Origin of the sequence: Ensifer sp. BR816, from assembly GCF_000378985.1 — a bacterium.
GTDB lineage: Bacteria > Pseudomonadota > Alphaproteobacteria > Rhizobiales > Rhizobiaceae > Sinorhizobium.
Map to the genome: position 1 here is coordinate 2,220,841 of NZ_KB905370.1, position 14,752 is coordinate 2,235,592.

Annotated in this window: 14 protein-coding genes; 7 read left to right on the top strand and 7 right to left on the bottom strand. The window is 62.5% G+C overall.

Features of this window, described 5'->3' with window-relative positions:
• Nucleotides 1–97: 97 nt before the first annotated feature.
• From guaD to RHIBR816_RS0110720, 3 genes are all read right to left on the bottom strand, one after another.
• Nucleotides 98–1,414, bottom strand: a complete 1,317-nt coding sequence (gene guaD, locus RHIBR816_RS0110710; protein ID WP_018236536.1) for a guanine deaminase — start codon at nucleotides 1,412–1,414, stop codon at nucleotides 98–100.
• Nucleotides 1,411–2,643, bottom strand: coding sequence for a urate hydroxylase PuuD (gene puuD / locus RHIBR816_RS0110715; protein ID WP_018236537.1), 1,233 nt, complete (start codon nucleotides 2,641–2,643; stop codon nucleotides 1,411–1,413). The genes guaD and puuD overlap by 4 nt, the downstream gene beginning before the upstream one ends.
• Before the next feature lie 157 nt (nucleotides 2,644–2,800).
• The gene (locus tag RHIBR816_RS0110720; RefSeq protein WP_018236538.1) at nucleotides 2,801–3,706 is read right to left on the bottom strand and encodes a LysR substrate-binding domain-containing protein; all 906 of its coding nucleotides are present in this window, start codon (nucleotides 3,704–3,706) and stop codon (nucleotides 2,801–2,803) included.
• Nucleotides 3,707–3,756: 50 nt separating this feature from the next.
• Here RHIBR816_RS0110720 and RHIBR816_RS0110725 point away from each other — a divergent pair, with 50 nt between their 5' ends.
• Complete coding sequence (locus RHIBR816_RS0110725) at nucleotides 3,757–4,011, top strand: hypothetical protein (RefSeq protein WP_245262573.1); 255 nt, start codon at nucleotides 3,757–3,759, stop codon at nucleotides 4,009–4,011.
• Nucleotides 4,012–4,104: 93 nt separating this feature from the next.
• Here RHIBR816_RS0110725 and RHIBR816_RS33940 read toward each other — a convergent pair whose 3' ends face one another.
• Nucleotides 4,105–4,737 carry a CGNR zinc finger domain-containing protein gene (locus RHIBR816_RS33940; protein ID WP_018236540.1) on the bottom strand — a complete coding sequence of 211 codons (633 nt, stop codon included), beginning with the start codon at nucleotides 4,735–4,737 and terminating at the stop codon, nucleotides 4,105–4,107.
• Nucleotides 4,738–4,830: 93 nt separating this feature from the next.
• On the opposite strand from RHIBR816_RS33940, the gene RHIBR816_RS0110735 reads away from it, so the two are divergent.
• Nucleotides 4,831–5,646: an alpha/beta fold hydrolase gene (locus tag RHIBR816_RS0110735; protein WP_018236541.1), complete on the top strand. Its 816-nt coding sequence runs from the start codon at nucleotides 4,831–4,833 to the stop codon at nucleotides 5,644–5,646.
• Nucleotides 5,647–5,659: 13 nt separating this feature from the next.
• Here the strand turns inward: RHIBR816_RS0110735 and xdhB are convergent, their stop codons facing one another.
• The 3 genes from xdhB to RHIBR816_RS0110750 form a co-directional block, all read right to left on the bottom strand.
• Nucleotides 5,660–7,999, bottom strand: coding sequence for a xanthine dehydrogenase molybdopterin binding subunit (xdhB, locus tag RHIBR816_RS0110740; RefSeq protein WP_018236542.1), 2,340 nt, complete (start codon nucleotides 7,997–7,999; stop codon nucleotides 5,660–5,662).
• A 180-nt stretch (nucleotides 8,000–8,179) separates the two neighbouring features.
• Nucleotides 8,180–9,667: a xanthine dehydrogenase small subunit gene (gene xdhA / locus RHIBR816_RS0110745; RefSeq protein WP_018236543.1), complete on the bottom strand. Its 1,488-nt coding sequence runs from the start codon at nucleotides 9,665–9,667 to the stop codon at nucleotides 8,180–8,182.
• A gap of 21 nt (nucleotides 9,668–9,688) precedes the next feature.
• Entirely contained in the window at nucleotides 9,689–10,465 is a 777-nt protein-coding gene (locus RHIBR816_RS0110750) for a 3-hydroxybutyrate dehydrogenase (RefSeq protein WP_018236544.1), read from the bottom strand.
• A gap of 273 nt (nucleotides 10,466–10,738) precedes the next feature.
• On the opposite strand from RHIBR816_RS0110750, the gene glpK reads away from it, so the two are divergent.
• The 5 genes from glpK (at nucleotide 10,739) to RHIBR816_RS0110775 (ending at nucleotide 14,698) form a co-directional block, all read left to right on the top strand.
• Nucleotides 10,739–12,232 carry a glycerol kinase GlpK gene (gene glpK, locus RHIBR816_RS0110755; protein WP_018236545.1) on the top strand — a complete coding sequence of 498 codons (1,494 nt, stop codon included), beginning with the start codon at nucleotides 10,739–10,741 and terminating at the stop codon, nucleotides 12,230–12,232.
• Between the two features lie 300 nt (nucleotides 12,233–12,532).
• Nucleotides 12,533–12,856 (top strand): helix-turn-helix transcriptional regulator, encoded by a 324-nt coding sequence (locus RHIBR816_RS0110760; RefSeq protein WP_018236546.1) that lies wholly within the window; start codon nucleotides 12,533–12,535, stop codon nucleotides 12,854–12,856.
• Nucleotides 12,853–13,272: an SRPBCC domain-containing protein gene (locus RHIBR816_RS0110765; protein ID WP_018236547.1), complete on the top strand. Its 420-nt coding sequence runs from the start codon at nucleotides 12,853–12,855 to the stop codon at nucleotides 13,270–13,272. Before RHIBR816_RS0110760 ends, RHIBR816_RS0110765 begins: the two co-directional genes overlap by 4 nt.
• Nucleotides 13,273–13,316: 44 nt before the next feature.
• A complete protein-coding gene (locus tag RHIBR816_RS0110770) occupies nucleotides 13,317–13,538 on the top strand; it encodes a hypothetical protein (RefSeq protein ID WP_018236548.1) in 222 nt (73 codons plus the stop codon).
• Between the two features lie 119 nt (nucleotides 13,539–13,657).
• On the top strand, nucleotides 13,658–14,698 hold the full coding sequence (locus RHIBR816_RS0110775) for an LLM class flavin-dependent oxidoreductase (protein WP_018236549.1): 1,041 nt from the start codon (nucleotides 13,658–13,660) through the stop codon (nucleotides 14,696–14,698).
• Nucleotides 14,699–14,752 lie beyond the last annotated feature (54 nt).

Genomic DNA, 14,752 nt, shown 5'->3' on the forward strand with positions numbered 1-14,752 from the left:
GCCCTCATCGAATGGAGATTACGGACGCCTTATCATGTTTCGAAAAGGGTTGTAATAGTTGCAACAGAAAAGAGGTAAAAAAAATTGACCTCTTTTCTCAGGCGATGGCGAGCACCGATTTTGCCGGTTTGCCGGCCACATAGGCCTCGACGATCGAGCGGTCGTCGCCCATCGTCTGCAAAAGGAAGAGCTCGTCGGCGAGCGAGTTGACCACTTCGGCCCTGAGCGCCATGGCCGGCGTCGCCGCCATGTCGAGCACCGTGAGGTCGGCATCCGTGCCCGGCTCCAGCGTGCCGATGCGGTCGACGAGCGATAGTGCCTCGGCGTTGCCGCGGGTCATCATGTAGAAGCTGTCGAAGGGGTTCAGCCGCTCGCCCTGCAACTGCAGGATCTTGTAAGCCTCGTCGAGCGTCTTCAGCATCGAATAGCTGGTGCCGCCGCCGATGTCGGAGGCGACCGAGACGCGCACCGGCTTGTCGCGTCGCGTCAAAGCGCGAAGCGGAAACAGGCCGGAGCCGAGGAAGAGGTTGGATGTCGGGCAGAAGACGGCGACCGAGCCGGTCTCGCTCATCGCATCGGCTTCGCGCTCTGAGAGATGAATGCAATGTCCGAAGAGGCTCTTGCGCCCGAGCAGGCCGTGGCGGGCATAGACGTCGGTATAATCCTTGGCTTCCGGATAGAGTTCGCAGGTGAAGGCGATCTCGTCGCGATTTTCGGAGAGATGCGTCTGCACGTGCAGGTCGGGAAACTCGCGGACCAGCGATTTCGCCACCTCCATCTGCTCCGGCGTCGAGGTGATCGCGAAGCGCGGGGTGATGGCGACGTGGTTGCGGCCCTTGCCGTGCCAATCGGCAATCACCGCCCGCGTCTCGTCATAGCTCATCTGAGGCGTGTCGAGCAGGCCCTGCGGGGCATTGCGGTCCATCATCACCTTGCCGGCGACCATGCAGGTGCCGCGTCTGAGGCTCTCGGCAAAGAAGGCATCAGCGGACGCCTTGTGCACTGAGCAATAGGCCGTCGCCGTCGTCGTGCCGTGGCGAACCATCTCGTCGAAAAAGCGCACCGCGATCCGCTCCGCATGTGCCGTCTCCACGAAGCGGCATTCCTCCGGGAAGGTGTAGGTGTTCAGCCATTCCAGCAGGTTGGCCGCGTAGGAAGCCATCACCTGCATCTGCGGGAAATGCAGATGCGTGTCGATGAAGCCCGGCACGATGAGGTGCGGGCGGTGATCGATCTCCTCCACCCCTTCCGGAGCTGCTGCCTTTACGGTCGCGTAAGGGCCGCAAGCCCTGATCACCCCATCCTCGACGAGCAGCGCGCCGTCGCTTTCATAGGCATAGGCGGCGCTGTCGTCGATGCTCTCCGGCGCCCGGTTGAAGCTCAGCGTGCGGCCGCGGATGAGGGTGGGTGTCATCGTGTCTCCCCGGCGGCGCTCTCGAACCAGGCTGTGAGCAGCCTGCGTTCGTCCGCCGTCATGTCGGTTATGTTACCGGGCGGCATGGCGTGGCTTCGCCCCGCCTGGATATAGATTTCACGCGCCAGCGCGGCAATCTCGGCGTCGCCCTCGAGTATGACGCCCTTCGGGGCGCGGGCAATGCCCTCGTAGACGGGCTCGGCGGCATGGCACATGGTGCAGCGGGTCGAGATCGTGTTCCTGACTGCGGGGAAATGTTCATTCTCGGCAAAGCGCTCAAAAGCGGGTGCCGCCCCAGCCCGCTCTTCGCCGGTCAGCACTTTCGGCACGGTCGACAGCCACACGATCAGGATGAAGAGGATTACTGTCGCGAGCCAGGTCCAGGTCGGCTTGCCCTTGCGCGCATGGGTGGTGTTGAACCAGTGGCGGATCGTCACGCCCATCAGGAGCACCAGGGCCGCGATGATCCAGTTGAACGCCGTCGCGAAGGCGAGCGGATAGTGGTTCGACAGCATGAAGAAGATGACCGGCAAGGTCAGGTAGTTGTTGTGCAGCGACCGCTGCTTGGCCTGGGCGCCGAGCCTCGGATCGGGCGTGCGGCCGGCGATCAGGTCGGCGACGACGATCTTCTGGTTGGGGATGATGATAAAGAAGACGTTGGCAGACATGATCGTCGCCGTGAAGGCGCCGAGATGCAGGAAGGCCGCGCGGCTGGTAAAGACCTGCGTATAGCCCCAGCCCATGGCGACGAGCACGACATAAAGGAGGGCCATCAGGCCCCAGGTGTTGTTGCCGATCGGCGACTTGCAGAGAAGGTCATAGAAAATCCAGCCGACACCGAGCGAAGCAAGCGAAATCAGGATCGCCGTTGTGGCTGAGATATCCAGCACATGCCGGTCGACCAGGAAGAGATCGGCACCGCCGTAATAGACGATGCAGAGCATTGCGAAGCCCGAGAGCCATGTCGAATAGGACTCCCATTTGAACCAGGTGAGATGTTCCGGCATCGTGGCCGGCGCCACCAGATATTTCTGGATGTGGTAGAAACCGCCGCCATGCACCTGCCATTCTTCGCCATAGGCGCCGGGCGGCAGGTGGTCGCGCTTCACCAGGCCAAGGTCGAGCGCGATAAAATAGAAGGACGAGCCGATCCAGGCGATGGCGGTCACCACATGCAGCCAGCGGACGGCAAAGGCCAGCCATTCCCAGGCGATGGCGAATTCGTACATTCAGGTCCCCTTTCTCTCCGGTGTCGCAGCTTGCGAGAAAAAACGGGAGTGGGGAAGGGGTGACACAATCACTCGATCGTAATCCACCGCCAATGCCGGCGCCCTTGAAACCGATTTTGTCCAAAAGGTTAGAGCGGCGTTCTCGGAAGCCGGTTCATCACTGGCCTGCAATGTCGCCTGGATTGAGCTTGCCAAGGATCCAGTCGCGGAAGGCGCGGATCTTGGGGGTATTGCGGCGGGCATAGGGATAAACCAGCCAATAGTCGTGACCATCGCTGCAGCGCAGCTCGAATGGCTGGTAAAGCCGCCCAAGGGCAACGTCGTCGCCATAGAATTCCGGCATCAGGATCGCGACGCCCTGGCCCGCGACCGCTGCCCGCGCCTCGAAGGCTTGGGCGCCGAGCCGGCTCGCCGTGCGGCCAGCCAGATCCGGGTCGTTGACGCCGGCGGCGCGGAACCATAACTGCCACCAGGGATCTCGCGGGTCGATGATGCGGAGCTTCAGAAGGTCTCGCGGGGAGCGCACGCCGCCGATCGTCGCGGCTAGGGCGGGGCTGAGCATCGGGGTAAACTCCACCCGCATCAGCTGATGGCTCACAAGGCCCGGCCATTCGCCATTGCCGGAGCGGATTGCCACGTCGACCGACTCCTTGTTGAAATCGATGATTGCGTCGTTCGCCACGAGACGTACGGCGATATTCGGGTGTGCGAGCTGGAACGTGCCGATCTCTCGGGCAAGCCATTGCGAGGCAAAGGTCGCAGTCGAGTTGATGAGCAGAGCCGCTTCCGTGTCGCCGCGCGCCGAGGCGACCGCGTCGTGCAGCAGTTCGAATGCTTCGGTCACCTTCGGCGACAACCGCTGGCCCACTTCCGTCAACGTCACCTGGCGCGGCTTCCTCAGGAACAGCGGCTCGCCGACGTTCTCCTCGATGAGCTTGATCTGGTAGCTGACCGCTGTCTGGGTCATGCCAAGCTCCTCGCCCGCCTTGGTGAAGCTGCCGAGCCGGGCGGCGGCCTCGAAGACCCTCAGCGCATTGAGCGGGAACTGCTTCGACATCTTCATGGATAAGCTCTCTTGATGCATGCAGACGGATGTTCGATTGGAGTTCGAGCATGTTCGGCGGCATGCTGCAAGTCAACTTCACCGGATTCGAGGGTGCTCAGATGTCCTGCGATGTATTGGAATATGCTGAAAGAAAACCGCTTCTCTCGTTCACAGGAGCAGTCCGGACAGTCACCGTTGCCTTTCGTCGGATGAGAGGGCGGCGCTTGAATCTCGACCTCGACTCCACGTCCGAATACATGAAAAAGGATCTGGGTTTCCTCGATGGGCGCATGCCACGTTGCGAGGACGAGATGCGGCGGTAGCACACCGCGGTTTCGCAACTGTCCATCCTTTTTCGTGCGAGACCGCCCCCTTTTTCGGGCATTGCGACGGTGCTGGCGCTTATGCTTCGCGCGCTAAACTCCGTCGCGATTTTGGCCTTCCTTATGACGGCGGTAGTAGCGAGCCGACTTCGCCCTACTGCCACAGGCCGCCATGCTGCACCAGCGACGAGGCTTTCCACGGCCACGATCAATGAAGAGCCAGGAACACCGTTCGCAGTTCCTCATGCGGGGCAGGTCATCACTCCGCAACAGTGATTCAGTGGCGATCGCAATCCGTGCAAGAAGCAACGCCAAGCCGCATTGTTGGGCCGATGCGGTCCAGAGAAAGCGCTCGTCGCCTCTGTCGAGGCTAGCCTCGCAGAGCGCAGCCTTGATTTGCTTTTCGACCTTTGACCGTTCGTACCAGGGCCATTCGGATCCCGCCTGTTCGGCCATCAGGCAAATGTGCAACGTCTCGCGAAATGCCCGCAGAGAATCCAGCGCATGCTGTGCGGTTTGCGGACCCGTATGCGCAAGCCGCGTCAGCTGGCTAGCTTCGTCCTCGGTTAAAAGCTTGGTAGCCGTACCCCACCGGAGAGCTGCGCCGTAGTCGACAAGCCGCTCCACATCCCGAGCTTTGTTCGCCCCTCCAGCCGTATTCAGGAAGTCAAGGGCGACATGTCCGCCAACAAAATCTTCTTCCTCCCATACCGATCCAGTCGTCATTTCTTACCCTTAAATTTTGATTTGACAGTGATATTGGGTGCGTTCACATTATCACCGTTTATTGCATCGATAAAGGTGATACGGGAGAATGGCATGAGCGATTGGGCACTGACTGAAACCGTCAAGACATCGGCGGGAGTTGTTTCGGCCGGTCAGACCGGGCAAGGACCGGATCTGGTTCTCGCGCATGGTTGGCCGTGGTCTTCGTTCTCGTGGCACAAGGTTATTCCAACGCTCGCGCAAAGGTATCGGGTTCACTGGTACGACATGCCCGGCTATGGCCATTCCGAAAAGCGTCCGGATCGCCGCACTTCGCTCGACGTGCAGGGCGAAATATTCGTGGAAATGCTCACGCATTGGAGGCTTTGCCGCCCATCCGTCATTGCCCACGATTTCGGTGGAGCGATTAGCTTGCGCGCCCATTTGTTGCACGGTTGTGAGTACGAGCGGTATGTGCTCATGAACGTGGTCGCAGTTCGGCCTTGGGGATCGGCGTTTTTTGATCATGTTGGAAGACATGTCGAAGCCTTCCAGGGTCTTCCGCAGCATATTCATCGTGCAATTGTGGAAGCCTACATCCGGGGCGCCTTGGTCCGTCCGCTCAATGATAGCGATCTCGACAGGTTGATCGAGCCCTGGCTCACCGAGGATGGCGCACATAGCTTTTATCGGCAATTCGCTCAGGCGGACGAAAAATATACTGCAGAAATAGAGCCATCATTTGGTGCCGTGCGATGCCCCGTTAAGATCATCTGGGGCGAAAAGGACCCATGGATTCCGCTTGAGCGTGGAAGGCAGCTTCACCGCTATATTCCGCAAGCCGAGTTCCAGACAATTCCGGAAGCGGGACATATGCCCCAACTCGAAACGCCCGGTGCGCTGCTGGACGCGGTCGGGAAATTATTATGAGGAGAGAACGGATCTATGCTTTCTCTCTCAACCGCTCCACCGCCATCAGGACCCGTTCAGGTGTCGCCGGCGTATCCAGGCGCGGGCATTCGCGATAGTCGGCGACGCTGGCGACCGCCATCGACAGGGCTTCCAGCACGGAGATCGGCAGCATCAGGGGCGGCTCACCCACCGCCTTGGACCGGCCGATCGTCTTTTCGGCATTTTCCGACCATTCGGCGAGGCGGACGTTGAAGATCTTCGGCCGGTCGGAGGCGAGCGGGATCTTGTAGGTCGAGGGGGCATGCGTCCTCAGCCGCCCCTTCTCATCCCACCAGAGCTCCTCTGTCGTCAGCCAGCCCAAGCCCTGCACGAAGCCGCCCTCGACCTGGCCGATATCGATCGCCGGGTTGAGCGAGCGGCCGACGTCGTGCAGCACGTCGACCCGGTCGACCAGATATTCCCCGGTCAGCGTATCGATCGATACTTCCGAGACGGCGGCGCCATAGGCGAAATAGTAAAAGGGCGTGCCGCGCCCGGCGGCGCGGTCCCAGTGGATCTTTGGCGTCTTGTAGAAGCCAGCGGCCGAGAGTTGCACACGGGCAATATAGGCCTGGCCGACGAACTCGGCGAAGGGCACGAGCTGTTCGCCGATCTTCACATGGTTCGGCACAAAGGTGACGTTCTCGGCGGTCGTCTGCCAGCGTTCGGCGGCGAAGGCGACGAGGCGTTCCTTGATCTGCCGGGCGGCGTCGAATGCGGCCATGCCGTTCAGGTCGGAGCCGGAGGAGGCGGCGGTTGCGGAGGTGTTCGGCACCTTGCCGGTCGTCGTCGCGGTGATCTTCACCCGGTCGATATCGATCTGGAAACTGTCGGCGAGAACCTGCGCCACCTTGGTGTAGAGGCCTTGGCCCATCTCGGTGCCGCCGTGATTGAGATGGACCGAGCCGTCCTTGTAGATGTGAACGAGCGCGCCCGCCTGGTTGAGATGGGTCAGGGTGAAGGAGATGCCGAACTTGACCGGTGTCAGGGCGATGCCCTTGCGGATCACCCGGCTCGACCTGTTGAAGTCGACAATCGCGGCACGCCGCGCCTGGTAGTCCGCGCTTGCTTCCAGCTCCTCGACGATCTGACGGATGATGTTGTCTTCCACCTTTTGGTGGTAGGGCGTGATGTCGCGGCCCGAATCCTTGTCGCCGTAGAAGTTCAGTTTGCGAATTTCGAGCGGGTCCTTGCCGAGCGCGTAGGCGACCTCCTCGATGATTCGCTCGCAGCCGACCATGCCTTGCGGGCCACCGAAGCCGCGAAAGGCGGTGTTGGAAACCGTGTTGGTTTTCAGCGGTTGCGAGGTCAGCTTCACATGCGGATAGAAGTATGCGTTGTCGGCATGGAACAGCGCCCGGTCGGTGACCGGCCCGGAAAGGTCGGCGGAAAAACCGCAGCGCGCGGCATAGGTCGCCTGCACTGCCAGGATGTTCCCGGCATCATCGAAACCGACGTCGTAATCGACGAGGAAGTCGTGGCGCTTGCCTGTGGCCATCATGTCATCGTCGCGGTCGGGCCGGAACTTGACGGCCCGACGCAGCTTGCGCGCGGCGACGGCGGCGAGTGCAGCGAACTGGTTGCCCTGCGTCTCCTTGCCGCCGAAGCCGCCGCCCATGCGGCGGACATTCACGGTGATGGCGTTCGACGGGACGCCGAGCACCTGCGCGACCATATGCTGGATCTCGGTCGGATGCTGGGTCGAGACCCAGACGGTCATCTCGTCGTCCTCTCCGGGAATCGCGAGCGCGATGTGTCCTTCGAGATAGAAATGCTCCTGGCCGCCGATGCGCATCCGACCCTTCAGCCGCCGCGGTGCACGCTCCAGTTCGCCCTCCGCGTCGCCGCGCTGCAGCGTCAATGGCGGCGTGACGAGCTCGCCGCCTCCGGCCATCGCATCGGCGACATCAATCCTGTGGGGCAGGTCGCGATAGGTGATCTTCGCCAGCCGCGCCGCGCGGCGCGCAATATCGCGCGTCTCGGCGATTACCGCAAAGGCCGGTTGACCATGAAACTGCACACGGCCGTCTGCAAGCACCGGCTCGTCGTGCAGATGTGTGGGGCTGATGTCGTTGGAATGCGGCATGTCCCTGGCGGTCAGCACTGAAACGACCCCGGGGAGGGCGGCGACCGCGGAGAGGTCCATTTCGAGGATTTCGGCGTGGGCCCGGTCGGTGAGCCCCAGCGCGCCGTGCAAGGTGCCGGCCGGTTCCGGGATGTCGTCGATATAGTCGGCAGTTCCAGCGACATGCTTGTGGGCGCTGTCGTGGCGCAGTTCGCTGTGCATCGGGCCGGCGATGGTTTGGGGTTCTTCGAACGTGGACTTATCCATGCCGATGGTCCTTTTCGAAGAAGACGCCCCTCATCCAACTTCCGGCACCTTCTCTCCGCGAGGCGGGGAGACGGGACGTCGCGGCGCCGCCTCCGTTCCCTCTCCACGCAACCGGGGAGAGTCCTCGGGTTGAACCCGAGGAGAGCGGCAATTCCACAACGCCGACATCGAAGACAGCACTCATGCCACATCCTCGAAACGCTGAAGCTGCGCCTTTTCGCCGACGTTCTCCAGGAAAAAGCGCATCAGCAGATTCTTCGCCGCCAGCATGCGATAGGCGCTGCTGGCGCGCCAGTCGGTGATCGGTTGGAAGTCCGTCTCGAAGGCCGCTTGCGCTGCGCGCACCGTCTCCTCCGACCAGGGCTGGCCGATCAGCGCTGCCTCGACGGCCTTTGCCCGCTTTGGCGTCGCCGCCATGCCGCCAAAGGCGATGCGGGCGGTTTCGACCCGATCGCCCGCGAGCGAGATGCGGAAGGCACCGAGCAGGGCGGAAATGTCCTCGTCGCGGCGCTTCGTCACCTTGTAGGCGGCAAAGCGGTCGCCCGCCGGCAGCGCCGGGACGAAGATACTCTCGACGAACTCGTCGGGCCTGCGGTCCTGCTTGCCATAGGCAATGAAGAAATCCTCGAGCGGCAGCGTTCGGCTGCCATCCTTCGACCGCAGGGTGACCGTCGCGCCGAGGGCGATCAGCGGTGGCGGGCTGTCGCCGATCGGCGAGCCGTTGGCGATGTTGCCGCCGATCGTGCCCATATTGCGCACCTGATCGCCGCCGATGCGGTCGAGCAGCGGGCCGAAGCTTGGAAAGGCCGAGGAAAGGGCTTCGAAGGCGGATGTATAAGTGACGCCGGCGCCAATGGTCAGGCCGGCTCCAGAGCTTTCGATCCGCTGCAATTCGGCGATGCCGCTGATGAACACTGCCGGGTTGATCGGGCGCATCTGCTTCGTCACCCAGAGGCCGACATCGGTCGAGCCCGCGACGATCGTCGCCGCCGGATTTTCGGCGAGCACCGTTGCGAGGCCGGCTGTATCCGCCGGTACGATAAGACAGTCCTCGCCGGGGCCGATGACGATCGTTTCCGTCGCCTGAAACACCTTGAGCCGGGCCGCTACGGTCTCCCGCGTCCGAGTGATCGGATCGAAAATCGCCGAGGGCCGCTCCTTGGCGGCGGCTTCGGCCGCCCGCACGATCGGCTCGTAGCCCGTGCAGCGACAGAGATTGCCCTGCAGCGCCTTCTCGATCGCGGCGCGGCTCGGGTTGTCGTTCGTCAGCCATAGCCCATAGAGCGACATGACGATGCCGGGCGTGCAGAAGCCGCATTGCGAACCGTGATAATCCACCATCGCCTGCTGCACCGGATGCAGCGCCCCGTCGCTTGCCGCCAGATGCTCGACGGTGACGACATGCGTGGCGTTGAGCGAGCCGACGAAGCGGATGCAGGCATTGACGCTCTCGTAGAGGAGACTCTCACCGTTGCGACCGTCGTCAGCAAGCCGGCCGACGAGCACGGTGCAGGCGCCGCAATCGCCCTCGGCGCAACCTTCCTTGGTGCCGGTGAGGCGGCGCTCGAGCCTGAGAAAGTCGAGCAGCGTAGCGGCCGGCGCGACCTCGGAAAGGGCGATCTCCGTCTCGTTCAGAATGAAGCGGATGCTGCCGGATGCCTGTGCCATCACGTCCTTCTCGATCCCGCTCTATTGCGCCGTCCAGCCGCCGTCCATCGAGACATGCGTGCCGGTGATCTGGGCGGCTTCGTCGCTGGCAAGGTAGAGCGCCAGCGAGGCGACCTGCTCGACGGTTATGAACTTCTTGGTCGGCTGGCCCTTGAGCATCACCTCGTTGATCACCTGCTCTTCGGTGATGCCGCGAGTCCTCGCCTGGTCCGGTATCTGCTTTTCCACGAGCGGCGTCAGCACATAGCCGGGGCAGATCGAGTTCACGGTGATGCCGTTTTCCGCCACCTCGAGCGCCACCGTCTTGGTAAGACCCATGATACCATGCTTGGCTGCCACATAGGCGGACTTGAAAGGCGAGGCGACCAGGCCATGCGCCGAGGCGATGTTGACGACACGGCCCCAGCCTTGCTGTTTCATGGCGGGGATCGCCGCTCGGATGGTGTGGAAGGAAGAGGAGAGATTGATGGCGATGATCCGGTCCCATTGCTCGACCGGAAAGTCCTCGATCTTTTCGACGAACTGCACGCCGGCATTGTTGACCAGAATGTCGGTGCTGCCGAAGCGCGCGGTCGCGGTCGCGATCAGGTCGGCGATCTCGGCCGGCTTCGTCATGTCGGCGGGATGGTGAAGCACGGTGCCGGAGCCGAGGCCGGCGACCTCGTCCGTCACGGTCCTTATTTCGTCAGCCGAACCGAAACCGTTCAGCACGATATTGGCGCCGTTCTTCGCAAAGGCCTTGGCGATGGCGAGCCCTATGCCGCTCGTCGAACCCGTTATGACCGCTGTTTTCGTCATTCTCGATCTCTCCCTCGGCGCCGCAGACCCGTGCCGCATTCATACCCGTCCGCGCGCTGGTTTTGCGACGCAACAGCCGCAGCCTACGCGCAAAAGCGCGGCGGTGACAATTGTGTTTTTCGGTCCGGCGACGCAGATTTGGCGCCGTGCTCAAAAGAGTACGGCAGTTGCGTTTTGTTTTCGTTTGACATTCGTTTGCCCATCGTATTGAAGTCTTCCGAAGGCTGCCTCCAGAGGGAAGGTGGCCGTCTGTTGCGTGCCGAGGAGGGGCATATGGGCGGATATATTCTCGCGATCGATCAGGGTACGACGTCCACGCGCGCGATCGTCTTCGACGGCAAGCAGCAGGTCGCGGGCATCGACCAGAAGGAGTTCAGGCAGTACTTTCCGAAATCCGGCTGGGTCGAGCACGACCCGGAGGAAATCTGGGAAACCGTCCTCTCCACCATCCGGCAGGCGATCGAGAAGGCCGGCATTGCCGCAAGTGATCTGGCGGCGATCGGCATCACGAACCAGCGCGAGACGGTGGTCGTCTGGGATCGCGAGACCGGCAAGCCGATCCACAACGCTATCGTCTGGCAGGATCGCCGCACCGCCTCCTTCTGCGACAAACTCAAGAAGCAGGGCCTCGAAAAGACCTTCACCAAAAAGACGGGACTGCTGCTCGATCCGTATTTTTCCGGCACGAAGCTCAACTGGCTGTTGACCAACGTCAAGGGTGCGCAGGCGCGCGCCGCAAAGGGCGAACTCTGCTTCGGCACCGTCGACACATTCCTCATCTGGCGGCTCACCGGCGGCAAGTCCTTCGCGACCGACGCGACCAACGCCTCGCGCACGCTGATCTATAACATCGTCGACAATCTCTGGGACGACGAACTCACCGACATCCTGCGCATTCCGCGCGCAATGCTGCCGGAGGTGAAGGATTGCGCCGCCGATTTCGGCGTCACGGACGCGTCGATCCTCGGTGCGCCGATCCCCATTCTCGGCGTCGCCGGCGACCAGCAGGCGGCAACGATCGGCCAGGCGTGCTTCAAGCCGGGCATGCTGAAATCCACCTATGGCACCGGCTGCTTCGCCTTGCTCAATACCGGCAAGGACATCGTCCGCTCGAAGAACCGGCTGCTCACCACCATCGCCTACCGGTTGAACGGGGAAACCACCTACGCGCTCGAAGGTTCGATCTTCGTCGCGGGCGCTGCCGTCCAATGGCTGCGCGACGGGCTCAAGGTCATCAAGGCGGCGCCCGACACCGGCACGCTGGCCGAAAGCGCCGATCCGATGCAGGAGGTCTATCTGGTGCCGGCCTTCACCGGGCTCGGCGCCCCGCACTGGGATCCGGATGCCCGCGGCGCGATCTACGGGATGACGCGCAATACCGGGCCCGCCGAGTTCGCCCGCGCGGCGCTGGAATCCGTCTGCTACCAGACGCGCGATCTGCTCGACGCCATGCATAGGGACTGGCACAGCAACGGCAAGGACACCGTGCTGCGGGTCGACGGCGGCATGGTCGCCTCGGACTGGACGATGCAGAGGCTCTCCGATCTCCTCGATGCGCCGGTCGACCGGCCCGTCATCCTCGAGACGACGGCGCTCGGGGTCGCTTGGCTCGCCGGCAGCCGCGCCGGCGTCTGGCCGAACCAGGAGGAGTTTGCCAAGTCCTGGGCGCGCGACCGGCGCTTCGAGCCGAAGATGGACGGAACGACCCGCAAGGGCAAGCTGAAGGGCTGGCGCAGTGCGGTGAAGCGGACGCTGATGGCCGCGTAGCTGGGCGGTTTGCCTTTTCCGTAGCTGGTCGCGCTTTCTCCAAGAGGGCCACGGCCCCGGCATCCGGCACGAAATGCATAGTCAATGGGGGATATCGGGCGCGTCTCGCGCCTGACATCCCGCCATGCGCTCGATGCCTGAATGCATCGCTTGATCCCGCAAGCTCGCCGCTTCCGGCAGCGCGACCGACAGCCTTGTCCGCACGTTTCCTGAGAGGCTTCATCCGACAAGTGCAGGCTTGACTTACGCATAGCTAATTGGCTATACGTCAACCCATAGTCAAGCAGGTATGGATCTGACATGTCAGAGGCTCAGGATGTTCTCTTCAGGACGCTTGCCGATCCAACGCGACGGGCCCTCTTTGAACGACTATGCCGCGAAGGGGAAAGAACGGTCGGAGCGCTGACGGAGCGGGCGGGTGTCTCTCAGCCGGTCGTCTCCAAGCATCTCGGCCTGCTGAAGCAAGCCGGCCTGGTGCGTGATCGCCATCAAGGCCGCCACACCTATTACAGCGCCCAACTCGGCGCGCTCGCCCCCTTGGTCGACTGGACAAGCGAGATGGCGGCATTCTGGCAGAACCGTTTCGACGATCTCGAAGCTTTGCTGAAAAGGATGGACCAATGAACGAAACCCGCACCGTCGTGGTCGAGCGTGACCTACCGCATCCGCCGGAGAAAATCTGGCGCGCACTCACCCAGCCGCACCTCGTCGAGGAATGGCTGATGAAGAACGACTTTCAGGCCGTCGTCGGTCATCGTTTCAATCTGCGCGGAGAATGGGGTGGTGTGCTGGACTGCGAAGTCCTCGCCGTGGAGCCGAACAGAAGGCTGACATATACTTGGAATTTCGCGCACGAGGATGCGGCCTTCGACCTCAAGAGCGTGGTGACGTTCATCCTCACGCCAACGACCACAGGGACCCAGCTACGCATGGAGCAATCGGGCTTCCGTCCGGAGCAGCGCCAGGCCTTTGGTGGCGCCAAGGCCGGGTGGCAACAGTTCCTTGCAAATCTGGAGCAGGTTCTGGCACGGCTCGATTGAAGCCGGCGAGAACCGTATGTCATCGAATTTCCTGGGAGGTTTTAATGAGTGCTTGGATTCGGCAAGTTCACCGCTGGCTGTCGATCATTTTTACGGCGACCGTGATTGCCAACTTCGTCGCCATGGCGCTGGGCGAGCCGCCCGCCTGGATCGTCTATTCGCCGCTGCTTCCTCTGTTCCTGCTGTTGTTTAGTGGCCTCTATATGTTCGCGCTCCCCTATGCCACGAGATGGCGGAGTGGTCGTTCCGCCGCTCAAGTGAAGTGAACACAAGGTCCGCCGACATCGATCGACTTGTCCGGGAAACGATGTGTTTCCCGGATGAGCATTTGCTGCCCATGCGTGCGCCAACTATCTGTTGTCAAAACAGAAACAGGACGGGCAGCATGGAACTCGGGCTTTACACATTCGCGGACGTCGATCCGAACGCCGAAAACAAGGGCAGGGAAGGACAACGTCGCCTCAAGAACCTGATCGAAGAAATCGAGCTTGCCGACCAGGTCGGACTCGACGTCTTCGGGCTTGGCGAGCATCACCGGCCCGACTACGCCGCCTCTGCGCCGGCGGTCATTCTGGCGGCGGCTGCGGCCAGGACGAAGAACATCCGGTTGACCAGCGCCGTGACGGTTCTGAGTTCCGACGAGCCGGTTCGTGTCTTCCAGCAGTTTGCAACGCTCGATCTTCTTTCCAATGGTCGTGCCGAGATCATGGCCGGGCGCGGCTCCTTCATCGAATCCTTCCCGCTCTTCGGCCAGTCGCTGGACGACTATGACCAGCTTTTTGCCGAGAAGCTCGATCTCCTGCTGGCGATCCGCGACAGCGAGAAGGTCACCTGGTCGGGCGAAATGCGTCCGCCGATCGACGGTCGGGGCGTCTATCCGCGGCCGCTGCAGGATCCGCTGCCGCTCTGGATCGCCGTCGGCGGCACGCCGCAGTCGGTCGCCCGCGCCGGCGCGTTGGGCTTGCCCATGGCGCTCGCGATCATCGGCGGCGAACCGCGGCGGTTCGCGCCGCTCTTCGATCTCTATCGCGAGGCGGCGCGCCGCGCGGGGCAGGATGCATCTAGGCTGAAGACGAGCATCAACGTGCACGGCTTCATCGCCGACACAACGGATGAGGCCGCCGACCAGTTCTACGGGCCGCAGGCGGAGGTGATGAACCGGATCGGCCGCGAGCGCGGCTGGGGGCCGACGAACCGCGCCCATTACGACCAGGCGCGCAGCCCGACCGGCAATCTCTTCCTGGGCGACCCGGAGACGGTCGCGCAAAAGATCGTCGCGCACCAGAAACTCTTCCGAAACGATCGCTTCCTGCTGCAGATGGCGATCGGCCCGATGCCGCACGACCAGATCATGCGCGGCATCGAGCTCTACGGCACCAAGGTCGCGCCGCTGGTTCGCGAGATGCTGGCGGAAGCAAGCGGGTAGCGGACCAGCCGCCACTGGTATCCGCCGCGCCGCCACGCTACATGTGGCCGCGAA

Coding starts and splice junctions, on each gene's coding strand:
- guaD (WP_018236536.1), bottom strand. CDS start 1,414: ATGACACCCACCCTCATCCGCGGCCGCACGCTGAGCTTCAACCGGGCG.
- puuD (WP_018236537.1), bottom strand. CDS start 2,643: ATGTACGAATTCGCCATCGCCTGGGAATGGCTGGCCTTTGCCGTCCGC.
- RHIBR816_RS0110720 (WP_018236538.1), bottom strand. CDS start 3,706: ATGAAGATGTCGAAGCAGTTCCCGCTCAATGCGCTGAGGGTCTTCGAG.
- RHIBR816_RS0110725 (WP_245262573.1), top strand. CDS start 3,757: ATGTTCGGCGGCATGCTGCAAGTCAACTTCACCGGATTCGAGGGTGCT.
- RHIBR816_RS33940 (WP_018236540.1), bottom strand. CDS start 4,737: ATGACGACTGGATCGGTATGGGAGGAAGAAGATTTTGTTGGCGGACAT.
- RHIBR816_RS0110735 (WP_018236541.1), top strand. CDS start 4,831: ATGAGCGATTGGGCACTGACTGAAACCGTCAAGACATCGGCGGGAGTT.
- xdhB (WP_018236542.1), bottom strand. CDS start 7,999: ATGGATAAGTCCACGTTCGAAGAACCCCAAACCATCGCCGGCCCGATG.
- xdhA (WP_018236543.1), bottom strand. CDS start 9,667: ATGGCACAGGCATCCGGCAGCATCCGCTTCATTCTGAACGAGACGGAG.
- RHIBR816_RS0110750 (WP_018236544.1), bottom strand. CDS start 10,465: ATGACGAAAACAGCGGTCATAACGGGTTCGACGAGCGGCATAGGGCTC.
- glpK (WP_018236545.1), top strand. CDS start 10,739: ATGGGCGGATATATTCTCGCGATCGATCAGGGTACGACGTCCACGCGC.
- RHIBR816_RS0110760 (WP_018236546.1), top strand. CDS start 12,533: ATGTCAGAGGCTCAGGATGTTCTCTTCAGGACGCTTGCCGATCCAACG.
- RHIBR816_RS0110765 (WP_018236547.1), top strand. CDS start 12,853: ATGAACGAAACCCGCACCGTCGTGGTCGAGCGTGACCTACCGCATCCG.
- RHIBR816_RS0110770 (WP_018236548.1), top strand. CDS start 13,317: ATGAGTGCTTGGATTCGGCAAGTTCACCGCTGGCTGTCGATCATTTTT.
- RHIBR816_RS0110775 (WP_018236549.1), top strand. CDS start 13,658: ATGGAACTCGGGCTTTACACATTCGCGGACGTCGATCCGAACGCCGAA.